The organism is Ectopseudomonas chengduensis (assembly GCF_900102635.1).
Taxonomy (GTDB): Bacteria; Pseudomonadota; Gammaproteobacteria; order Pseudomonadales; family Pseudomonadaceae; genus Aquipseudomonas; species Aquipseudomonas chengduensis.
In genome coordinates, this window is the sequence record NZ_FMZQ01000006.1 from 130696 (window position 1) to 148757 (window position 18062).

11 protein-coding genes are annotated in these 18062 nt (G+C 62.8%); 5 read left to right on the top strand and 6 right to left on the bottom strand.

What is annotated here, in order from left to right; genetic code table 11:
• Window positions 1-423 precede the first annotated feature (423 nt).
• Complete coding sequence (locus BLS08_RS11690) at window positions 424-6516, top strand: peroxidase family protein (RefSeq protein WP_055987162.1); 6093 nt, start codon at window positions 424-426, stop codon at window positions 6514-6516.
• A gap of 213 nt (window positions 6517-6729) precedes the next feature.
• Entirely contained in the window at window positions 6730-7776 is a 1047-nt protein-coding gene (locus tag BLS08_RS11695) for a DUF2167 domain-containing protein (protein WP_017677430.1), read from the top strand.
• A 122-nt stretch (window positions 7777-7898) separates the two neighbouring features.
• Here the strand turns inward: BLS08_RS11695 and BLS08_RS11700 are convergent, their stop codons facing one another.
• The 3 genes from BLS08_RS11700 to BLS08_RS11710 form a co-directional block, all read right to left on the bottom strand.
• Window positions 7899-9077, bottom strand: coding sequence for a vWA domain-containing protein (locus tag BLS08_RS11700; protein WP_017677429.1), 1179 nt, complete (start codon window positions 9075-9077; stop codon window positions 7899-7901).
• Between the two features lie 135 nt (window positions 9078-9212).
• Entirely contained in the window at window positions 9213-10058 is an 846-nt protein-coding gene (locus BLS08_RS11705; RefSeq protein ID WP_017677428.1) for an AAA family ATPase, read from the bottom strand.
• Window positions 10059-10203: 145 nt separating this feature from the next.
• Window positions 10204-11286 carry a DUF748 domain-containing protein gene (locus tag BLS08_RS11710; protein WP_017677427.1) on the bottom strand — a complete coding sequence of 361 codons (1083 nt, stop codon included), beginning with the start codon at window positions 11284-11286 and terminating at the stop codon, window positions 10204-10206.
• 127 nt (window positions 11287-11413) lie between these two features.
• Here BLS08_RS11710 and cysK point away from each other — a divergent pair, with 127 nt between their 5' ends.
• Complete coding sequence (gene cysK / locus BLS08_RS11715; RefSeq protein ID WP_017677426.1) at window positions 11414-12385, top strand: cysteine synthase A; 972 nt, start codon at window positions 11414-11416, stop codon at window positions 12383-12385.
• 333 nt (window positions 12386-12718) lie between these two features.
• Here the strand turns inward: cysK and BLS08_RS11720 are convergent, their stop codons facing one another.
• Window positions 12719-13609, bottom strand: a complete 891-nt coding sequence (locus tag BLS08_RS11720) for a DMT family transporter (protein WP_017677425.1) — start codon at window positions 13607-13609, stop codon at window positions 12719-12721.
• A 211-nt stretch (window positions 13610-13820) separates the two neighbouring features.
• On the opposite strand from BLS08_RS11720, the gene aceK reads away from it, so the two are divergent.
• Window positions 13821-15539, top strand: coding sequence for a bifunctional isocitrate dehydrogenase kinase/phosphatase (gene aceK / locus BLS08_RS11725; protein WP_017677424.1), 1719 nt, complete (start codon window positions 13821-13823; stop codon window positions 15537-15539).
• An 87-nt stretch (window positions 15540-15626) separates the two neighbouring features.
• Window positions 15627-15755 carry a PA1414 family protein gene (locus BLS08_RS26715; protein ID WP_017677423.1) on the top strand — a complete coding sequence of 43 codons (129 nt, stop codon included), beginning with the start codon at window positions 15627-15629 and terminating at the stop codon, window positions 15753-15755.
• A gap of 6 nt (window positions 15756-15761) precedes the next feature.
• Here the strand turns inward: BLS08_RS26715 and BLS08_RS11730 are convergent, their stop codons facing one another.
• The gene (locus tag BLS08_RS11730; protein ID WP_017677422.1) at window positions 15762-16493 is read right to left on the bottom strand and encodes an MBL fold metallo-hydrolase; all 732 of its coding nucleotides are present in this window, start codon (window positions 16491-16493) and stop codon (window positions 15762-15764) included.
• A 115-nt stretch (window positions 16494-16608) separates the two neighbouring features.
• A complete protein-coding gene (locus tag BLS08_RS11735; protein ID WP_017677421.1) occupies window positions 16609-17949 on the bottom strand; it encodes a purine-cytosine permease family protein in 1341 nt (446 codons plus the stop codon).
• Between the last annotated feature and the right edge of the window lie 113 nt (window positions 17950-18062).

Genomic DNA, 18062 nt, shown 5'->3' on the forward strand with positions numbered 1-18062 from the left:
GTAGCGACGATGCCCGTAGAGCGGTACCGGCATCGGCTGGACCTTAGCTTGACCTGGCCCCCCGCAGGGCCCTTGCAGTCGAGTGTGAGCGTGCTGGAGTCGCCGCGCAGGAGAGGGCGCGCAACTTTGGGCGTGCTCATCCGGGAAGGTAAAACATGGCTTTGCGCCTCGTTGTCAGAAGTCGATCGGTGGACAGTCCAGCCGATCCGTTCGCGCTGCGTTTTCACGGGCCACCACCACCCTGAATGGTCGGCGAGCTTGAAGCTTGCCGCCTATCGCGGGGTGTGCGGCGCAGTTGCCTGCCACATCCCCTCTCTTTTTGTACTTGTTCGCCAACGTCCGACCACGCCGTTGCAATGTTGCCGTATGCATGTGGTTTTCCTGACCTGAACGTCAGTTGTACTCAGCATTGAGGGAACAAAGATGGCCACTCTAACCGTCAATCAAGCCGATCTTGTTTTAATTCTCCAGCAGATCAAGATTTCCGAAGCCCATGCCGCCGGCGAGTCGCTCTATGACCTGGTAGGCAATCCACTGTTGCCTTGGGGCCTGCGTACCGTCGATGGCACCTATAACAACCTGGTGCCGGGCCAACATTACTATGGCTCGGCCGATCAACTGATGCCCCGCCTGCTCGATCCGGTATTCCGCGATGCAGAAAATGGTATCGATGGGCCGGGCGCTCCTCCCGGTTTCCCCACTGGCAGCCAAAGCACCAGCTATGCCCAGACCAGCGGCTACGTGGTCGACTCGCAGCCTCGCACCATCAGCAACCTGATCGTCGACCAGAGCCTGGGTAATCTGGCTGCGGTTATAGCCGCACTCGACTACGCCGGTTCGGAAAACTCCTTTGCCGATGCACAACAGGTAATGCAGGCTCACAACGCCTTGAAAACGGCCGAAAACGCCGCCGCTGGCAACAGCGCCCAGGTGCAGGCCAGCGCTGCTACGTTGGCCGCTTCCACGGCTGCTGCTCAGACCGCCGCCTCCACGGCCGCGGCCGCGCAAGCACAGGCCAACCAGGATGCCCAGGTCTATAGCGATGCGCTGGCTGTGGTCGCCAGTGCGGTAGAGGTGCAGAGCCTGGCCCTGCAGGCCTACATGGCTGCCATTGGTACGCCGAACGAAGGCGCTGCCCAGGCCGCCTTCCTCAGTGCGGCGATCGCCACCGCCCAGGCCCAGGCTGATGCCAATGCCAAAGCCACGGTGGCCGCCGAGTCTGCTGCTGCCGCGCAGGCTGCCAGCCAGCAGGCGCAGGCAGCAGCCACACAGCTGGCCAGCGACACTGCTGCCCACCAGGCCGTACTGGCCGAGGCTGCCGCCGACGATGCTGCGGTCGTTGCCGCTTCGGCGGCGCTGGATACGCTGCTGGACGAGTTCGGCATCGTGGTGGAAAACGGCACGGTCGTGATCCCCAATATCGCCCCGGACGAAGGCCTGACCGCGCCGTTCAACTCCTGGATGACACTGTTCGGCCAGTTCTTCGACCATGGTCTGGATCTGGTCAACAAAGGTGGCAGTGGCACCGTGTATATCCCGCTACAGCCAGACGACCCACTGTACGTCGAGGGTTCGCACAGCAACTTCATGGTGGTCACTCGCGCTACCAACCAACCCGGGGCAGATGGCATTCTCGGCACGGCTGACGATATTCGCGAGCACACCAACCAGACCACGCCCTTCATCGACCAGAACCAGACCTACACCTCGCACGCCTCGCACCAGGTGTTCCTGCGCGAGTACGTGATGGTCGACGGCAAGCCAATGGCTACTGGGCATATGCTCGACGGCCAGAACGGTGGCCTGGCCACTTGGGCCGAGATCAAGGCGCAGGCCCGCGAGATGCTCGGTATCAATCTCACCGATGCCGACGTGACCAACGTGCCGCTGCTGGCCACTGACCAGTACGGCCAATTCATTCGTGGCGAGAACGGCTTTGCCATGTTGATCATGCCGGGCAACCCGCCAGTACAGGTAGAGGGCGATCCGGACAATCCCATCAGCACCCAGGGAGCCCTGCGCACCGGTCATGCCTTCCTCGACGATATCGCCCATAACGCGGTACCGGTGATAGTCGGCGGCCAATTGGTGGCCGATGCCGATGAGGTGGCCGGCAATGCCGTGGCAGTCAACCCCATGACCGGACGCAACCTCGAGTACGACAACGAACTGCTCGATGCCCACTTCATCACCGGCGACGGCCGCGGCAACGAGAATATCGGCCTGACCGCGGTGCACCATGTGTTCCACGCCGAGCACAATCGTCTGGTCGAGGCCAACAAGCAGACCATTCTCGATACCGGCGATCTGGCCTTTATCAACGAGTGGCTGTTGGTACCGGTGAGCGAGGTGCCGGGAAGTGCCGATGGGCTGATCTGGAACGGTGAGCGCTTGTTCCAGGCCGCGCGTTTCGTCAACGAGATGCAGTACCAGCACCTGGTGTTCGAGGAATTCGCCCGTACCGTGCAGCCGTTGGTGGACGTGTTCGTATTCTCCAACACGGCGGACATCGATCCGGCCATCGTTGCCGAGTTCGCCCATGTGGTGTACCGCTTTGGCCACTCCATGCTTAACGAGACGGTGGCGCGCCTGGACAACAGCATGCAGTCCAGCGACGTCGGCCTGATCGAGGCCTTCCTTAACCCCATCGAGTTCACCCAGGGCGGCACCCTCACCGCCGATCAGGCCGCTGGCTCGATCATCCGCGGCATGACCCGGCAGACCGGCAACGAGATCGACGAATTCGTCACCGAGGCGCTGCGCAACAACCTGGTCGGCCTGCCGTTGGACCTGGCGGCGATCAACATCGCCCGCGGTCGCGACACCGGGGTTCCTTCGCTGAACAACGCCCGTGCGCAGTTCTACGAAATGACCGGCGATAGCCAGCTCAAGCCTTACGATAGCTGGATCGACTTCACCCTGAACATCAAGACACCGGCCTCGATCATCAACTTCATCGCCGCCTACGGTACGCACAGCAGCATCACCTCGGCCACCACCCTGGAGGCCAAGCGCGATGCCGCCATGGCCCTGGTGCTGGGAGGAGCGGGCGCACCGGCGGACCGCGATGACTTCCTCAACGCACGCGGCGAGTATGCCGTGAACAAGGGCGGGCTGGATCTGGTGGACTTCTGGATCGGTGGGTTGGCCGAGCAGAACATGCCGTTCGGCGGCATTCTCGGTTCCACCTTCAACTTCGTCTTCGAAGTGCAGATGGAGAACCTGCAGAACGGCGACCGCTTCTACTACCTCAGCCGTACCCAGGGCATGAACCTGCTCAACGAACTGGAAGCCAACAGTTTCGCCGCGCTGGTGATGCGCAACACCGACCTGGGCGACCCCAACGCCTCGCACTTGCCGGGGGCGCTGTTCCAGCGCGTGGACTACATCCTCGAACTGGACATGAACCGTCAGCAGTATGCCGATCCGGTGGGCAGCAACCCGATCCTCAACGCCCTGGCGCCGCTGGTTATTCGTGACAATCCAGCCACAGCAGGACCGGACAGCAATTACCTGCGCTACACCGGCGATGCCCATGTGGTGCTGGGTGGCACCAACGGTGATGACATCCTGATCGGCGGAGCAGGCGACGATACCTTGTGGGGCGACGGCGGTAACGACCGGCTGGAAGGCGGTTACGGCATCGACCATATCTTCGGTGGCGCTGGCGACGACATCATTACCGATATCGGCGATGCCGACGTGATCCATGGCGATGACGGCAACGACGTGATCCACACCGGTCCCGGCCTCGATCTGGTGTTCGGTGGCGGCGGCATGGACTTCATCTATGGCGGGCCGGACGGTAAGGAAATCTTCGGCGGGCGTGACAACGACTTCATCTTCAGCGGCGACGGGCCCAGCTTCATCCTCGGCAACGAGGGCGACGACTGGATGGAGGGCGGCGCCGGTTTCGACACCCTGGCCGGCGACAACTCGGAGTTGTTCTTCAACAGCCCGATCATCGGTCACGACGTGATGATGGGTGGCGGCAACGACAACGACTATGACGGCGAGTCCGGCGACGACATCATGGTTCAGGGCGCCGGCATCCATCGTAACGAGGGCATGTGGGGCTTCGACTGGGCGATCCACAAGGGCAATACCCTGGCGGCCTATTCCGATCTAACCACGCCGATCTTCGCCACCGACTTCGAAGACATCCTGCGCGACCGCTTCGATCAGGTCGAAGGGCTGTCCGGCTGGATTCACGACGATCAGTTGTTCGGCGACGACCGCGTGAATGACACCGCGGCCGGTGAGAACTCGTTGTTCAACCACGAGCTGACCCTGTCCGGGATGAACCGTATCGCCGGGCTGGAGGCTGTACTCGGGATGATGGCCGAGCCACGCGACAACCCGCACGATGCCTCCGACCCGGTGGTGTTCAGCGGCGGCAATATCCTGCTCGGCGGGGGCGGCAGCGATGTTATCGAGGGGCGTGCCGGTAACGATGTGATCGATGGCGACGCCTGGCTCAACGTGCGCATCAGCGTGCGCAGCAAGCTCGACCCGAGCATCGAGCTGTTCAGCGTCGATAGCATGAAGGAGATCCAGGCACGGATGTTCTCTGGTGAGATCAACCCGAGCCAGCTGCATATCGTGCGCGAGATTCTCGACGGCAATCAGGAGGGCGACATCGACACCGCGGTATTCAGCGGCGCGTTCGCCAACTACGAGCTGGTCGAGACCTTCGACGGCACCGGCAGCTATCTGGTGGTGGACAACGTCGGCACCGACGGCACCGACCTGATCCGCAACATCGAACGGCTGCAGTTCGCTGACCAGGTGGTCTGGTTGATCGACCGCCCGGCCGAAGGCACGGTGTCGATCAGCAATATGGCGCCGGCCGAGGACGAGATGCTGCTGGCTGCCGCCACCGTCAGCGATCCCAATGGCACCGAATTCGCTGTGCTCAGCTACGCCTGGCAGGCGCTGGTGGCCGGCGAGTGGGTGCAGGTCGGTACGGGGCAGAGTTTCACCCCCGGCGATGCCGAGGTCGGGCTGGCGCTGCGCGTGGTGGTCAGCTTCAACGATGACATGGGCAACCCGGAGAGCCTGGTGTCCGCGGTCACCGCGCCGGTGCTCAACGTCAACGATGCGCCGACCGGCTTGCCGCAACTCAACAATGCTTCGCCCAGTGTCGGTCAGGTGCTGATCGCCTCCACGGCGATGATCGCCGATGCCGACGGCTTGGTCGGGGTGACCTTCGCCTACCAGTGGCAGGTCGGTAGTGGCAGTAGCTTCAGCAATATCGCCGGCGCCACCGCACAGTCCTTCACCCTGACGGCGGCTCAGGCCGGCCAACAGGTGCGGGTGCAGGTCAGCTACACCGACAACCGCGGCACCTTCGAGTCGCTGACCTCGGCGGCCACGGCGGTGGTAGCCAGTGCGGTGATCATGGGCACCAACGCGGCCAATACGCTCAACGGCACCGCGCTGGACGACCATATCCTCGGCCTGGGCGGCAACGACGTGCTCAACGGTCTGGCCGGTAACGACATCCTCGATGGCGGCGCCGGCAACGACACCCTGGATGGCGGCCTCGGCGCCGATGTCATGCTCGGCGGCCTGGGCAACGACATCTATATCGTCGACAACCTCGGCGATCAGGTGATCGAGGCCGCCGGCGCCGGCACCGATACCGTGCGCACCACGCTGCTCAGTTATGGCCTGGGCGAGAACGTCGAGCACCTGACCTTTATCGGCAGCGGCAACTTCACCGGCTACGGCAACGCCCTGGCCAATACCATAACGGGAGGAGATGGCAACGATGTGCTCGATGGCGGCGCCGGCGCCGACCGCTTGGTCGGCGGGCTGGGCAACGACAGCTACTATGTCGACGATGCCGGCGACGTGACGGTCGAGACCGCTGGTGGCGGTATCGATACCGTCTACTCCACTGCCTCCAGCTATACCCTGCGGGCCAATGTGGAGAACTATGTGCATCTCGGCACAGGCGCTGCCGATGCCACCGGCAACGGCCTGGCCAACCAGATGACTGGCGGCGCGGCCGCCGACATCCTGCGCGGCCAGGGCGGCGACGATGTGCTCAGCGGCATGGGCGGCAACGACACGCTCTACGGCGGAGCCGGTGCCGACAGTCTGTTGGGAGGCGAGGGGGCCGATACCCTGTTCGGTGAGGGTGGCAACGACATCCTCGACGGCGGCGACGGTGACGACATCCTCGATGGTGGTGCGGGTAACGACATCATGATCGGCGGTGCCGGCAACGACACTCTGTATGCCGATCAGGGCAACGACATCCTCGTGTTCGGCCCCAACTTCGGTAGCGACACCATCATCGGTTTCGACGCCAACCCGGCTGGAGGGCAGGACCTGCTCAACATCGCGGCGTTCAATCTGACGGCGGCGACTTTCGCCAGTCGGGTATCAATCGCCGATGCTGGCAACGATGTGTTGGTGACGGTGGGCGGTGCAGATGGCGGCAATATCCGCCTGGTCGGTGTGACCGACCACACCAGCGTGACCATCGCCGACTTCCAGTTGGTATGAGGTGGCGTGATCCCTGGCGTTCGGATCACGCACGGTAGCCAAAGTCGGCGCCAGGTTGGCTGCGGAGCATCGCCTGCGGGGGCGGTGCTCCGTGGTCTTCTTTGCAGGGGGGCGGAGTATCGCAAAAAGTTGCGGTATGACGCATGTCGAGTTCCGTGCGCGTGGTAACGTAATACGCAGTTACATTTACCTAACCGTGCCTATGGAGTTCCCATGTCGATCAAGGATTCGATCCTGGCAGTCGCGCTGGCTGCTGTCCTGCCGTTCACCTGTGTTGCATACGCCAATCCCGAGACCGAGCCAGAAAACGCTGCGGTCGACGCCGAGGTCATCGAGACCGAGGATGCGGCGCAATACATCAGTCCTGAAGAATTCGTCGCTAGCCTGGAGTTCAAGAGCGGCCGCGTCGTCCTGGGCAACGATCTGGCCACCCTCAACCTGCCCGATACCCTGGTGTTTCTCGACGGTGAGAACGCCCAGCGCCTGCTGGTCGACGGCTGGGGCAACCCGCCGGATGACGTCCCGCCGCTGGGCATGATCCTGCCGGCAGGTGTGTCACCGTTGGCCGACGAATCTTGGGGTGTGACCGTCGAATACGAAGACAGTGGCTACGTGTCCGACGAGGATGCTGCCGATATCGACTACGGCGACATGCTCAAGGACATGCAGGCCGACATGCGCGAGGCCAATACCTGGCGTGAAGAGAACGGCTACGAGGCCGTGCAACTGGTCGGCTGGGCTGCCGAGCCGCACTACGATGCCGAAGGCAAGAAGCTGTATTGGGCCAAGGAGCTGAAGTTTGGCGACAGCGATGCCAATACCCTGAACTACAACATTCGCGTCTTGGGCCGTAAGGGTGTGCTGGTGCTGAACTTCGTCGCCAATATGGATCAACTGGCGGAAATCGAGGCCAGCGTGCCGGCTGTGCTGGCCGCGACCGAGTTCAACCCCGGTCAGCGCTATGCCGAGTTCGACCCGGATCTGGATACCGTAGCCGCATACGGCCTGGGCGCGCTGGTCGCCGGTAAGGTGGCGGCCAAGACGGGTCTGTTGGCGCTGCTGCTGGTGCTGCTGAAGAAGTTCTGGTTCATCCCGGTGGTGCTGGGCGGCTGGCTGTTCAAGCGCATTGGCATGCGCAAGAAGCAAGCTCCGGTCGACGCAGTGAGCGCTCCGGTCGCACCGGTAGCCGAGGCCAAACCGCAAGAGCCAGCGCAAACGGTGATGGATCTGAACAAACCGGACGATGCGGACAAACGCTGAGTTCAGTCCGTAGCCCGGATGCAATCCGGGGGCTCTTTCGCAGTATTCCCGGATTGCATCCGGGCTACAAAAACGCCGCGAATCCTGTGCAGGGTTCGCGGCGTTTCTCGTTGCGGCTTAGCTTATTTGGACAGGTACTTCATGCCGTCTTCCAGGCCCTGCAGGGTCAGCGGGTACATGCGCTCTTCCATCAGCTCGCGTACCAGGCCGGTGGAGGCGGTGTAGTTCCAGGTGTCCTTGGGGTAGGGGTTGATCCAGATGATCTTCTTGAATTTCTCGGTGAAGCGCTTCATCCAGACGTAGCCGGCTTCCTCGTTCCAGTGTTCGACGCTGCCGCCGGCCTGGGTGATTTCGTAGGGCGCCATGGCCGCGTCGCCGACGAACACCACCTTGTAGTCGGCGCCGTACTTGTGCAACAGGTCCATCGTCGAGGTGCGCTCGCTGGTGCGGCGCATGTTGTTCTTCCACACGCTCTCGTAGATGAAATTGTGGAAGTAGAAGTATTCCAGGTGCTTGAACTCGGTCTTGCAGGCGCTGAACAGCTCCTCGCAGACCTTGACGTGGGCGTCCATCGAACCGCCGATATCCAGCAGCAGCAGGAGCTTGACCGTGTTGCGTCGCTCCGGGCGCATCTGGATATTGAGCAGGCCGCCATCTTTCGCCGTGTGGTCGATGGTGCCGTCCAGATCGAGCTCTTCGGCGGCGCCCTGGCGGGCGAACTTGCGCAGGCGGCGCAACGCCACCTTGATGTTGCGCGTGCCCAGCTCGACCTGATCGTCGAGGTTCTTGTACTCGCGCTGGTCCCACACCTTGGCGGCCTTGCCCTGGCGCTTGCCGGCATCGCCGACGCGAATGCCTTCCGGGTTGTAGCCGCCGGAGCCGAACGGGCTGGTGCCGCCGGTGCCGATCCACTTGTTGCCGCCGGCGTGCTTCTCTTTTTGCTCCTCGAGGCGTTTCTTGAACTCCTCGATCAGCTTGTCCAGGCCGCCGAGACTCTGGATCTGCGCCTTTTCCTCGTCGCTCAGCAGACGCTCGAATTCCTTGCGCAGCCATTCCTCGGGGATCATCGCCTCGATGTGTTCGTTGAGGTTTTCCAGGCCCTTGAAGTAGGCGCCGAAGGCCCGGTCGAACTTGTCGAAGTGGCGTTCGTCCTTCACCAGGATCGCGCGCGCCAGGTAGTAGAACTCGTCCATGTCGGCGAACACGACGTTGTGCTTGAGCGCGTTGATCAGGTCGAGCAGCTCGCGCACCGACACCGGCACCTTGGCCGCGCGCATTTCGTTGAACAGGTTGAGCAGCATGGCTGCACCCTCACTTGCAGAATCATTCCCCGTTTGGGGCGCTCTGTGTAGGAGCCAGCTTGCTGGCGATCAGTGACATCGGCAGTGCGTCGGATCGCCAGCAAGCTGGCTCCTACAGTTTCAGATCAGTGTCCGTTACCGAGAAGCGCGGCGGGTCATGAAGGCCAGGCGCTCGAGTAGCTGTACATCCTGCTCGTTCTTCACCAGAGCACCGGCCAGCGGCGGGATGGCCTTGGTCGGGTCGCGTTCGCGCAGCACGGCTTCACCGATATTGTCGGCCATCAGCAACTTGAGCCAGTCCACCAGTTCGCTGGTCGAGGGCTTCTTCTTCAGGCCCGGTACCTTGCGCACGTCGAAGAACACGTCCAGCGCTTCGGCCACCAGCTCGCCGCTGATGTTGGGATAGTGCACATCGACGATCTTCTTCAGGGTGTCGCGATCCGGGAAGGCGATGTAGTGGAAGAAGCAGCGGCGTAGGAAGGCGTCCGGCAGTTCCTTCTCGTTGTTCGAGGTGATGATGATGATCGGGCGCTGCTTGGCCTTGATCGTCTCGTTGGTCTCGTAAACGTAGAACTCCATCTTGTCGAGTTCCTGCAACAGGTCGTTGGGGAACTCGATGTCGGCCTTGTCGATCTCGTCGATCAGCAGGATCACGCGTTCGTCGGCCTCGAAGGCCTCCCACAGCTTGCCTTTCTTGATGTAGTTGCGAACGTCGTGAACCTTGTCGGAATCGAGCTGCGAATCGCGCAAGCGGCTGACCGCATCGTATTCATACAGGCCCTGATGCGCCTTGGTGGTGGATTTGATGTGCCAGGTGATCAACTTGGCGCCGAAGGCCTCGGCCAGTTGTTCGGCAAGCATGGTCTTGCCGGTGCCCGGTTCACCCTTGACCAGCAGCGGGCGCTGCAGGGTGATGGCGGCGTTGACCGCGAGTTTGAGGTCGGCGGTGGCGACGTAGGACTGGGTGCCTTCGAACTTCATCGGAAAATCCTCGGAACGGTAACGCGCGGGGCCGGCCCGCAGCAGAAATTCAGAGCGCGACTATAACGCGCCGCTCCGGTGGCTGTGAACGCAGACGCAGTATTCAGTCACTGAATGGGCGGTCACCGCTGCTTACGACTACAGCTCAGCTGCCATCCTGCTGAGGTGGCGGGCGTTCGTAGCGGGGCGTGAAGGCTTCGACGAAACCATTGCGCAGGATGGCGATGAAGGCCTGGAAGGCGCTGGTCTGCTGGTTGTGCACACTGCCGCTGAGTTCGACGCGGGTGGCGAACTGGTCGCGGCGCTGGTTCTTCAGCAGTGTCTCGCTGCCACCGACGATGGCCTCCCAAAGCGAGCGCAGCACGCCTTTATCTTCGTCTTCGACGTCCTGCTCCCAGTCGAACACCTCGACGTCACGCAGCAGGGGTTTGATGTAGCCGTTGAGCTGGGCGTTCTCGGCTTGCGCTTCGATGACCAGGTCGCCGTTGCCGCGCTTGAAGTCGAAGCGGCCGTAGGCGCGGGCGAAGTCGTTGAAGCGCGTCAGGTCGATGTCCTGCGCACGCAGGCGCAGCTCGAAATCTTCGAACTGCTCGAATGGATCGAAGGTTGCCTCGGCCTCCAGTGGCGCGTGCTCCAGCAACAGCGCGCGACCTTCGAAGTGCGCGACCCGGTCGCCCGGCTCGTCACCGACATTGGTGAGGTTGTAGAGGCTGGCGTTGACCTTGTCTGCGCTCAGTTCCACCTTGGGATCGGTGGTGAAGTTGTGAAAGCTGATGCGGCCGTCTATTACCCGCAGCTCGTTGAGCGTGATCGGTAGCAGCTTGTTCAGCTGGTCGCGCCAGTCGGTGCCGGCACCGGTCTGGGTGGCCTGGTCATTTTCGCCGCCATCGACGAAGTTCAACTGCGGCCGCTCGAAGAATACTTCCGCGACCACGGCGCGTTCCGACCACAGTGCCTGCCAGCTCACCGCCAGATCGATCAGCGGTGCGTCGAGCAGTGGCACTGGCACGTCGCCGCTACTCTTGACGATGCGCAGGTCGTTGATGCGGTAGGCGCCGCGCCACCAGGCCAGGTCGATGTCAGCGATATGCCCACGGTAGTCGCCCATGTCGGCGAGCTTGTCGTTGAGGTAGTCACGGATCAGCCACGGCAGCGCGAGCTGCGCAGTCAGTACCAGCAGAACCAGGATGAGCAGGGCCCTGAGGGGCCAGCTGTAGCGTCGTTTCATCGGACAGTCCATCGGGTGACCTATCTTCGATGGACTGCACGCGCGGCATTCTGTTCGGCTGGACTGACGCTGCACCTGGGCATAGGCTGGTGCTCTTATTCATCGTCCATCTGCTTAGGAAGGAATCATGAGCCGCATTTTCGCTGATAACTCCCAGGCCATCGGCAATACGCCGCTGGTGATGATCAATCGCCTGGGGCCGAAAGGCGTGACCATCCTCGCCAAGATCGAGGGCCGCAACCCGGCCTATTCGGTCAAGTGCCGCATCGGTGCCAGCATGATCTGGGACGCCGAGGAGCGCGGTGTGCTTAAACCGGGCATGACCATCGTCGAGCCGACCTCGGGCAATACCGGCATCGGCCTGGCCTTCGTCGCCGCTGCGCGCGGGTACAAGCTGGTGCTGACCATGCCGGCCTCGATGAGTCTGGAGCGACGCAAGGTGCTCAAGGCCCTGGGCGCCGAGCTGGTGCTGACCGAGCCGGCCAAGGGCATGAAGGGCGCGATCGAGAAGGCCAACGAGCTGGTGGCCGCCAATCCTGACTACTATCTGCCGCAGCAGTTCGAGAACCCGGCCAACCCGGCCATTCACGAGAAGACCACCGGCCCGGAAATCTGGCGTGACACCGAAGGCGCCATCGACGTGCTGGTCTCCGGCGTTGGCACCGGCGGCACCATCACCGGCGTTTCGCGTTACATCAAGCAGACCCAGGGCAAGCCGATTCTGTCGGTGGCGGTGGAGCCGGTGAGTTCGCCGGTAATCAGTCAGACCCTGGCCGGTGACGAGGTCAAGCCGGCACCGCACAAGATTCAGGGCATCGGCGCCGGTTTCGTACCGAAGAACCTCGACCTGGCGATGGTCGATCAGGCCGAGAAGGTCACTGACGATGAGGCCAAGGCCATGGCCCTGCGCCTGATGCGCGAGGAAGGCATTCTCTGCGGGATTTCCTGCGGCGCGGCGATGGCGGTGGCGGTGCGTCTGGCGGAGAAGCCGGAGATGCAGGGCAAGACCATCGTGGTGATCCTGCCGGACTCGGGCGAGCGCTACCTGTCGAGCATGCTGTTCAGCGATATGTTCACCGAACAGGAATTGCAGCAGTAAAGCAGCTGCAGGCGTGGGGTGGATCAATGAAGCGCGATCCACCTACGCTTGGCCTGACCGCCAGTCCGTAGCCCGGATGCAATCCGGGGAGTCACGCCGCCTGCGCCCCGGATTTCATCCGGGCTACTTTCTAAATGGCTACTTTCGTAGGAGCCCCGCCCCGGGGCGAAGCTTTTCAATTTCGCGCGCCCAGATTCGCGGCGGGGCGCCGCTCCTACAGGTTCGTGGTTCCGCAAGGCCTCTAGGCTTTCGCCACGCCTGGCCTGACTACCAGTCCGTAGCCCGGATGCAATCCGGGAACTTTCATCGCCTGTCTCCCGGATTTCATCCGGGCTACGTTTTGGTCACGTTCGGCCGCACCACCAGCCACAGGGCCAATGCGATCAGTACGCCGCCCGGCAGATAGTCCCAGCTCAGCGGTTCGCCCAGCAGCAGGGCGCCCCAGAGGACGCCGAACGGCGGGATCAGGAAGGTGGTGGTGCTGGCTTTGATCGGTCCGATATCGGCTAGCAAACGGAAATACAGCACGTAGGCGAACGCCGTGCAGACCAGACCAAGGGCGGCCAGCGACAGCCATACCTCGATGCCACCCCAGCTTGGCGGTGGTTGCAGCGCCAGGCTGCCCGCGAACAGCGGCAGCAGGAACAGGCTGGCCCCCACCAAGCTGGCAAAGGCGGTCAGGCGATTGTCCAGGCCGCCCTGTTGGCCGATCCAGCGTCGAGTAAGGAAACCAGCGAAGCCGTAGCAGGTGGTGGCCACCAGGCAGGCGCCGGCGCCGAGCAGCAGTTGCAGGTCGAAGGCCACCGGGCCGGTGCGGGTCAGCACCGCCACGCCGAGCAGGCCGAGAAACACGCCCGCCGCCTTGCTCGGGGTGATGCCTTCATGGAAGAACAGTGCGCCGATCAGCACGCCCATCAGGGGTGTGGTGGCGTTGAAAATCGCCGAGTAACCGGCCGGCAGGATCAGTGCCGCCAGGCAATACATGGCTGAAGGTAGGCCGGCGTTGATCACGCCCAGGCCGAGGCAGATGCGCAGTTTGCCGCGAAAGTCCCAGTCACTGCGCAGCAGCAGGAGCAGCGTCAGCAGCCCCAGCGCGCCGAAGCTGGCGCGAAAGAACGCGGTCGGCATACTGCCCAGCACCGGTGCGGCAACGCGCATGAACAGGAAGCTGGCGCCCCAGATGGCGGCGAGCAGCAGCAGGCGAAGCAGGTCGGCGGTACGCACGGCAAGACATCCGGCAGGGTGGGGCCGAGAGTGTTGCCGCTGGGCGGGGTTCTGGCAATCCGCATCGCGCTTTCGAACGAGATTTGCGCCATCCCGTAGCCCGGATGAAATCCGGGAGGACTTGAGCGATAGTCCCCGGATTACATCCGGGCTACGTTTGGCCGGCGTTGAGGCTAAGCTCGCTTCACTCATTTCCTTGCGAGGTACTTCCATGGCGCAGCAATGGCCGGCCGGCGAGATCGCTCGCCTGATCCTCGATGGCTTCGACGATTACCGTGAGCATTTTCGCCAGATCACCGATGGTGCCCGTGTACGCTTCGAGCAGGCACAGTGGCAGGAGGCGCAGCAGGCCTCGGCGGCGCGCATCAACCTCTACGAAGAGAAGGTCGCAGAAACCCGCGAGCACCTGCTGCAAGGGTTCGATGCTTCGCTGCTGGACGTCGGGCAGTGGCCGCTGGTCAAGAGCGCCTATATCGCCCTGATCGATCTGCGTTTCGACGATGAGCTGGCGGAAACCTGGTTCAACTCGATCTTCTGCAGCCTGTTCAGCCATGACCAGATCAGCGATGGCTGCATGTTCATCCATACCACCCGGCCATCGCTACGCAACCAGCCCAGCGCAGCGCAGACGCGCAGCTATCGGCCGGCTGGCGAGCTGCATCTGGCGCTGCAGGCGATCTTCGACGATTACCGTTTCGACGCCCCCTACGAGGATCTGTCGCGCGACCTGCAACGTCTGCAGGAGCAGCTGCGCGCCAGCCTGCCGGATTGGGTGTGCAAGGACCCGGAGCTGTGCATCGAGCTGTTTTCCTCGGTGCTATATCGCAACAAGGGCGCCTACCTGATCGGGCGCATCTACACCCGCGAGGAGCAGTGGCCGCTGGCGATCCCGCTGCTGCACCGCGAAGGGCAGGGTATCCAGGCCGATGCGGCGATCACCGATGAGGCGGAGGTGTCGATCATCTTCTCCTTCACCCGTAGCTATTTCATGGTGGACGTGGCCATTCCGGCCGAGTTCGTCGGCTTTCTCAAGCGCATCCTGCCGGGCAAGCACATCGCCGAGCTGTACACCTCGATCGGTTTCTACAAGCACGGCAAGTCCGAGTTCTACCGCGCCCTGATCGGCCACCTGGCTAGCACCGATGATCGCTTCATCATGGCGCCCGGTGTGCGCGGCATGGTCATGAGCGTGTTCACCCTGCCGGGCTTCAATACCGTGTTCAAGATCATCAAGGACCGTTTCGCCCACGCCAAGACGGTGGACCGCAAGACGGTGATCGAGAAGTACCGCCTGGTGAAAAGTGTCGACCGGGTAGGGCGCATGGCCGATACCCAGGAGTTTGCCGACTTCCGTTTTCCCAAGGCCAAGTTCGAGCCCGAGTGCCTGGCCGAGTTGCTGGAGGTGGCACCGTCGACCGTGGTGGTGGAGGGTGACACCGTGCTGGTACGACACTGCTGGACCGAGCGGCGCATGACGCCGCTCAACCTCTATCTGGAAAGTGCCAACGAGGCGCAGGTGCGCGAGGCGCTGGATGACTACGGCCTGGCCATCAAGCAACTGGCGGCGGCCAATATTTTCCCCGGCGACATGTTGTTGAAGAACTTCGGCGTCACTCGCCATGGCCGCGTGGTGTTCTACGACTACGACGAGATCTGCTTTCTCACCGAAGTGAACTTCCGGCGCATCCCGCCGCCGCGTTTCCCCGAGGACGAGATGAGTTCCGAACCCTGGTATTCGGTGGGGCCGATGGACGTGTTCCCCGAGGAGTTTCCGCCGTTCCTGTTCGCCGATATCAAGCAGCGCAGGCTGTTCAGCCAGTTGCATGGCAATCTCTATGAGGCCGATTACTGGAAACAATTGCAGGAGGCGATTCGGGCGGGCAAGGTGATCGACGTGTTCCCGTATCGACGCAAGAGTCCGGTGATTTGACGGAGGCTGGTTGAAATCCGTTTGGCCCGGCCTAATCTTATAGGTGAGCCGCTGGCTCTTCCCTTTACTTGGCAGGAGGTCGTACCCATGCTCGCCAAGCTGCAAGAACAACTGCAAGCCCTACTGCAGGCCCTTGGCCTCGCCCCGCAACCTCAGCCGATTCGCATCAGTGAAGCCGAGCAGCAACGCCTGCGCCGCGAGCGTCAGCGTCGCTGAAACTCGTCAGTTGAGCCGATGGGCGTCGAACCAGGCGTCTATCAGCTCGCGCATCCGCTCTCCCGAGAAACTCGCGAAATGTCCGCCATGCACGGTGCGTACGGGCAGCTCGCGCAGGCGCGCAAGGCTGCGCGCGTAATCTTCCAGGTTCGAGTGGTAGGCATCTTCGATCAGTGGGCCATCGTAGAGGATGTCGCCGGAAAACAGCGTGTGCGTCTGCGCTTCCCATAGACTGATGCCGCCGGGTGAATGCCCGGGCGTATGCAGCACCTGCAATACCCGATTACCCAGATCCAGCACGTCACCATCCTCAATCAGGCGCGTGGCCGGCGCTGCCCGTACGCGGTATTCGGCGTAGCACAACGGGCAATCCGGGTGCGCCTCGAACATGTCGTCGCCGACGAAGTCGGTGGCCAGGGTATTGGCGCCGTTCGGTGCGGCGAGGATATCGGCCTCAGCCGGATGTACCAGGCGCTCATCGAATTCGTGATGCCCGGCGATATGGTCGAAGTGGCAGTGGCTGGCCACGGCCAGCAGCGGCCTGTCGGTCAGCCAGGGCAGTTGCTCGCGCAGGCTGACCAGGCCGGAGCCGGAGTCGATCAGCACGTCATGCTCGCGCCCCTGCACATGCCACATGTTGCAGCGATAGAAGGGACGCACGTAGGGCTCGTGGATCAGGCAGATGCCATCGTGGCGGTGCTCCACCTCGAACCAGCGGTCACGGCTGACGATTTTCATGGTGGTTCCTCAAACCGGGTTCGCACCCTGCGGTGGCCTCGGTGGCGGGTTGCACCCGCCCTACGGGGCGTCGTTTCCGGTAGGGCGGGTGCAACCCGCCACGTTCGCTATCACGCTACGCCAGCTGCGCCCGCGGCACCAGCACCCAGCGCCGTAGCACGGCGTAGCTGGCAGCGGTGATCAGGAACACTGGCAGCGAAGCGCCCCAGGCCAGCGGCGAGACCCAGCCCCAGTAGTAGGCCAGCACCGCGCCCAGGCCGTAGGCAATGAACGCGGCCGGGTTGAAGCCGTTCAGGTAGCGGTAGCGACCGCCGTCTTCACTGAGCAGCTCATCCACCGCGTAGTCGCCCTTGTGGATCAGGAAGTAATCGGCGATCAACACCGCAAAGGCCGGGATGAACACGCTGCCGATCACCAGCAAAAAGCTCTGGAAGTTGTCGAGGATGCCGGGGATCTGCGAGCCGAGGATCGACAGCACGCCGATGCACAGTGCCGGCTTCCAGAACGGGGTTTTCGGGCTGATGTTCAGGTACGACAGCGAGGCGCTGTACACGCACATGACGTTGGTGGTCATCACCGAGAGGAACACCACGATGGCCGCTGGCAGGCCGAAGCCGAAACCAGCCAACAGCACGGCCGGGTCGTAGGTCTGCTCCATGCCGCTCAGCACCGAGAAGCCCGAGACGGTCGCGCCCAGGCCCATGGCCAGCAGGGTGGCGGCGACATAGCCGACCCAGGTACCGATCCCCGCCACGCGTTGGCTACGGCAGTTACGGTTGTAGTCGGCGGCCAGCGGAATCCAGGAAAACGCGGTGGCGATGACGATATCGAAGGCGATGCCGGGGGTGATTTCGTTGCGCGGTTCGGTGGGCATGGCCAAGAGGCTTTCGAACTCGAACTTCTGCCCCATCACGTAGAACACCGCGCCGGCCAGCAGGAGCATGCCGATGGCGGCCCAGCGCTCGACCCGCTCGATGCCCAGGTGGCCGCGCAGGGCGATCAGCAGCACCAGAGCTTCGCAGAGGATGGTGAACAGCGGCAGGTTGGAGTAGCCGGTCAGGTGCTCCACCGCGTAGTTCAGGCTCATGCCAGCCAGCAGTGCCTGGATCCAGCTCCAGGCCAGCAAAGTCAGCAGATTGACCAACGACGGCAGCTTGGCGCCATGCACGCCGTAACTGCCGCGTGCCAGAACCATGGTGGTCAGGCCGCTGCGCTGGCCCATCAGGCCGACCAGCACCAGCGGCAAGATGCCGATAGCCGAGCCAATGAGCACGATAAGCATGGCCTGGGTGAATTTCAGATCCGGCACCAGCAGCATGCCGGTGAGGATGGTGGTGACCACCACGTTGGCGCCCAACCACAGGGCGATGGTGCCACCGAGGCCGAGGCTGCGATGCGCTTTATCGGTTGGGGCCAGACCGTCCTGGCCGAAATGCTGGCTGAGATTCTTGAACATGGAACGACTCCCCGATGCTTGATTATTGGTATTGGTGGGCGGCAGTCAGTGGTACAGCTGAATCTTGTGGTTATGCCCGTGGCCCGGATGTAATCCGGGGCGGGGATGTCGCG